Raw genomic sequence first — 3771 nt, 5'->3', positions numbered from 1 at the left:
AGCATATACTCACCTTCTGCTCCTCGCTTCAATTACATATAAGAAGATACAAATATATTTTCTTCAAACGGCCGAGCTGGGAGACCCATACGGCTGCAGCGGATCATGAGTACATCATCCAAGCGCTAGAAGCACGTAATGGCGAAGAAGCCTCACGTTTGATGAAGCTTAATTTAAATAGGCCTCTTGAGCATCTGGACAAAATTCTTTGAGCGATCCGTACCACATCTGACTATAACCAAAAAAGTGATTAAGCCGACCAGTAAGTCGCTTAATCACTTTTTTTAGTTAAACCGATCCTTCCATAGCGTGCTCTACGTCTGAATCCGTTGCCCAATCTGGAATGATTCAATCGCTGCATGGGCTAGCTGTAGCGCTCTGCGCCCCGCCGCAGCGTGAATAGGCGGTGCTTCACCCGCACGAAATGCACCGAGCAAATGGTCAAAATGCTTGTCGAACGTAAGATGGAATTCTCGCTCGTTATCATTGAAGTAACCCGCTTGCCATACTTCAGCTGTTTCGCTGCCCGAGCGTTGAAACGTAAATTTCTTCACTGTATCTTCAATGGTCACTCTGCCCTTTAAGCCATTAAGCTCCATCGCATGAGTCTGTGCGTATGCATACGAGGAGTCATAAGATCCGAGCAGCGTTCCTACTGCGCCGGATTGAAATTGCAGTGCTAATGCCATGGTAGAGAAGCCGTTTCCGGTTTTATCTGTCATTTGTGCCATCACCGATGCAATCGGGCCGCATAAATGCTCAAGCATATCAAATCCGTGGCACTGGGTTTCGATTAAGTTGCCGTGCGGATGATCACTTGTTCCTTCACCGCCAAATCGCCAAGAAGCGAATATAAGCTCTCCTAACCGTCCCGCATCCATCGCTTCTTTAGCCTTCTGAACAGCTGTCGCATAGCGGTGATTAAAATTAATCGCAAAAAACAGCTCCCGCTTCGCTGCTTCAGCAAGCAATAAATCAGCTTCCTCTAGATCAAATACGAGCGGTTTTTCCACCAATAATGGAACACCTGCTTGAATAACCTGCAAGGTCGCATCAAAATGCCCTTGATTAGGCAAGCATAAGCTGACGAGGTCAGGCCGTTCCGTCTCCAGCATCTCCGCGATGCTCGTATAAGCATTTGTCCCAAACTCATCTGCTCTTGCCCTTGTTCGGTCAGCATCTCGTCCAACAACGGCACAAAAATCAACCTCCTTACGCGCATTAAAAATACGAGCATGGTGGTATCCCCAGCCGCCAGCCCCGATTAAGGCAACCTTCACTCGCCCCTCACTGCTCATTGCTCAATGACCACCTTTCCCGTATCCCCTTTGAAAAACAACTCAAATGCTTCTTGCATCGATTGTGGTCCAAATCGGTGCGTGATGATTTGACTTAAGTATGGCAGGTGTTCACCCATCAAACGATGATTAGCCTCTAGCTCGCTAAACGGAAAATACTCACTGCCAAGCACGGCTCTCTCTGTTGCTATCAAATCGGAGGATACTTGAAAATTTAGCTGCTCGCCATGACCAATGCATACGAGTACACCGCGATGATTCAGTGCATGCAAAGCTGCTTCGCGAGCTGTTGTTCTACCACTCGTATCGAATGCTGCATCTATACGGTCAAAGCCTGCGGCTGCCAATCCCGCTTCAAGTGTTGTTTCCCCCAAATGGATCGGAATAGCACCCATTTTCTGTGCGAGTTCTAAACGGTAAGGTGTAAAATCCATAATGAATACAGGCAGCTCTTTGCCGAGCAGCAACTTCGCCATCGCCAGCACCGCAAGTCCAATCGGACCTGCACCGGCAATAAGGATGGATTCGATATCGCCATGCACAAGCTGCGCTCTGCGAATGGCATGACCGCCTGTCCCCATGATATCAAGCAATATCGTTGCTTCTGCGAGCGGAATGGCAGCATCCACAGCAAAAAACACATTTTCGTTCACGACCATATAAGGGCCGTAACCGCCATCATGAGAGAAGCCATAATCTGCACGCTTGCTTAAGCATTGGTTCGTATACCCTCGCTTGCAGCTGCGGCATTGCCCGCAAAAATCCATTAAAAAAACAACGCCATGTGTACCTACATCTGTTTTGGTATTTGTGCCTGCTGCGACAACGATGCCTGCCGCCTCATGACCAGGCGTCGCTTCGGAACCGCTGTAGAACTGTCCACGCTCTGATCCGCATAAAGCGTTTGCTTTGACTTGGAGCAGCAGCTGACCTGGTCCAGGGGCAGGCACCGGTTTCTCGATATAGTCAATTTTTCCATTTCCCAAAAATCTTGGTGCAGTCATCACGTCAGGTATCATAAAGCTCATTCGTATACCCCTCCATTTTCATGTCATTATCCTCGATAGTTTCTATTGCTTACCTCTATAATAAAGCTAATAATAAAGGTAATCATGTAAAAAACATCGAAATAACTTGTCAAAAACAATGATAATGATCGCACTAATCATATGAAATGGAGGCAATTAGGAATGAATACGCAGATGCATAACTGGAATGACCATCCCGTGCTGCCGTTTATACGACTTTGCTATCGCTTTAAAGAGACGTCATTTTTTCAAGGTGAACGGCGTCTGCTCGATTATTTGTTTTTATATATGGAAGAAGGCCGTTATTTGCTTACGGTTGAGGGGGTTGAATATGAGCTGCTACCTGGCGACTTTGCACTTATTCAGCCTGGAACGCTCTTCACAACAAGAGGATATGGGAGCTGCGTAGTACCAAACACTCATCTTGATTTCTTTTATAATCCGAACCGAGAAAGAAGCTTTGTAACGACGCCTGGTCAGACGAACTTGGATCCGTATTCGGATTTGAAGCAGCCGCAGTTAAACGAATTTCCGAACCTGCAGCTGCCCGTCAAGCTGAAGCCGCGACATCCGGAATCGTTCAAAAAGCTGCTGAACCAAATGATTGAGCATTTTAGCCACAACGACATACAAAACGTGCTTCATGCCCAAAAGCTGGCTATGGAGCTGCTCCTTCTATTAATCGGCGACTTTGAGACGACAGGCTCTTTGGCATTCGAGGATCAGCAGTTCGTAACGAAGATGAAAGCTTTTATTTCCTTTCACCTATCTGGAACAATCACGGTGGAGTCGATGGCTAAGCATGCGGGATATTCCGAATCCCATTTCAACGTTATTTTTCATCACTATTTTGGAGCAACGCCCCATCAGTTTCTCGTTCATTTACGTTTGGAGAAAGCAAGCGAGCTGTTAGCCACAACTGGACTTAAGCTCGATTTAATTGCGGAGTATTGCGGATTCGCCAACGCCTCGCATTTCTCGAAAGCGTTCAAGAAAAGTTATGGCCTATCACCAAGGCATTTCAGAAATGCGCAAGAAAAACCCTTTTTATAAAATAAAGGCAGTCTAAAACACGATTACGTGTCTAAGACTGCCTCTTCATAATATTTATACTTCCTTGCCTTTAGTACGCTCATAATAACGTCCAATTTCGATGACCAATGCGCCCATTCGCTCCAGCTCTGGAACGATGATTCTTTCCACGCCGTACTCCTTCAAAGCTGCAGCCGTTACTTTTCCGACTGCGGCAGCCACGATGTGCTGATTAAAGATGTTCAGCAAAAGCTCCTTGCGGCCCGATTCAATTGCATGCTTGAACAAATAGTGCACCTGCACCGCAGTCGTGAAGCAGACCGTATCGACTGTGCCGGCAGAAAGCTCGCTGAGCAGCAGCTCGACTGTAGCAGCATCCGGCGGAACATGCTTATAGGGCAGCACCGCTTCTA

At 47.0% G+C, this 3771-nt stretch carries 5 protein-coding genes; 2 read left to right on the top strand and 3 right to left on the bottom strand.

The genetic code is table 11. The annotated features are described in order from the left end of the window. Positions 1-212, top strand: a 212-nt coding sequence (locus tag AB4Z17_RS32725; protein ID WP_441964538.1) for an FCD domain-containing protein, incomplete at its 5' end; no start/stop codon positions are given. A 102-nt stretch (positions 213-314) separates the two neighbouring features. On the opposite strand, the gene AB4Z17_RS32720 is transcribed toward AB4Z17_RS32725, so the two are convergent. Together AB4Z17_RS32720 and AB4Z17_RS32715 are read right to left on the bottom strand one after the other, a co-directional pair. Next, positions 315-1298, bottom strand: coding sequence for a Gfo/Idh/MocA family protein (locus AB4Z17_RS32720; RefSeq protein ID WP_441964536.1), 984 nt, complete (start codon positions 1296-1298; stop codon positions 315-317). Next, positions 1295-2326, bottom strand: a complete 1032-nt coding sequence (locus AB4Z17_RS32715) for an alcohol dehydrogenase catalytic domain-containing protein (protein ID WP_441964534.1) — start codon at positions 2324-2326, stop codon at positions 1295-1297. The genes AB4Z17_RS32720 and AB4Z17_RS32715 overlap by 4 nt, the downstream gene beginning before the upstream one ends. Before the next feature lie 162 nt (positions 2327-2488). Here AB4Z17_RS32715 and AB4Z17_RS32710 point away from each other — a divergent pair, with 162 nt between their 5' ends. After that, on the top strand, positions 2489-3379 hold the full coding sequence (locus tag AB4Z17_RS32710; protein WP_441964532.1) for a helix-turn-helix domain-containing protein: 891 nt from the start codon (positions 2489-2491) through the stop codon (positions 3377-3379). Positions 3380-3433: 54 nt separating this feature from the next. Here AB4Z17_RS32710 and AB4Z17_RS32705 read toward each other — a convergent pair. Next, positions 3434-3771, bottom strand: a 338-nt coding sequence (locus AB4Z17_RS32705) for a uroporphyrinogen-III synthase (RefSeq protein WP_441964530.1), incomplete at its 5' end; no start/stop codon positions are given.

It is taken from the genome of Paenibacillus sp. TAF43_2 (assembly GCF_052113545.1).
Taxonomy (GTDB): Bacteria; Bacillota; Bacilli; order Paenibacillales; family Paenibacillaceae; genus Pristimantibacillus.
This window is presented reverse-complemented; position numbering and strand designations above follow the sequence as displayed.

Coding starts and splice junctions, on each gene's coding strand:
- AB4Z17_RS32720 (WP_441964536.1), bottom strand. CDS start 1,298: ATGAGCAGTGAGGGGCGAGTGAAGGTTGCCTTAATCGGGGCTGGCGGC.
- AB4Z17_RS32715 (WP_441964534.1), bottom strand. CDS start 2,326: ATGAGCTTTATGATACCTGACGTGATGACTGCACCAAGATTTTTGGGA.
- AB4Z17_RS32710 (WP_441964532.1), top strand. CDS start 2,489: ATGAATACGCAGATGCATAACTGGAATGACCATCCCGTGCTGCCGTTT.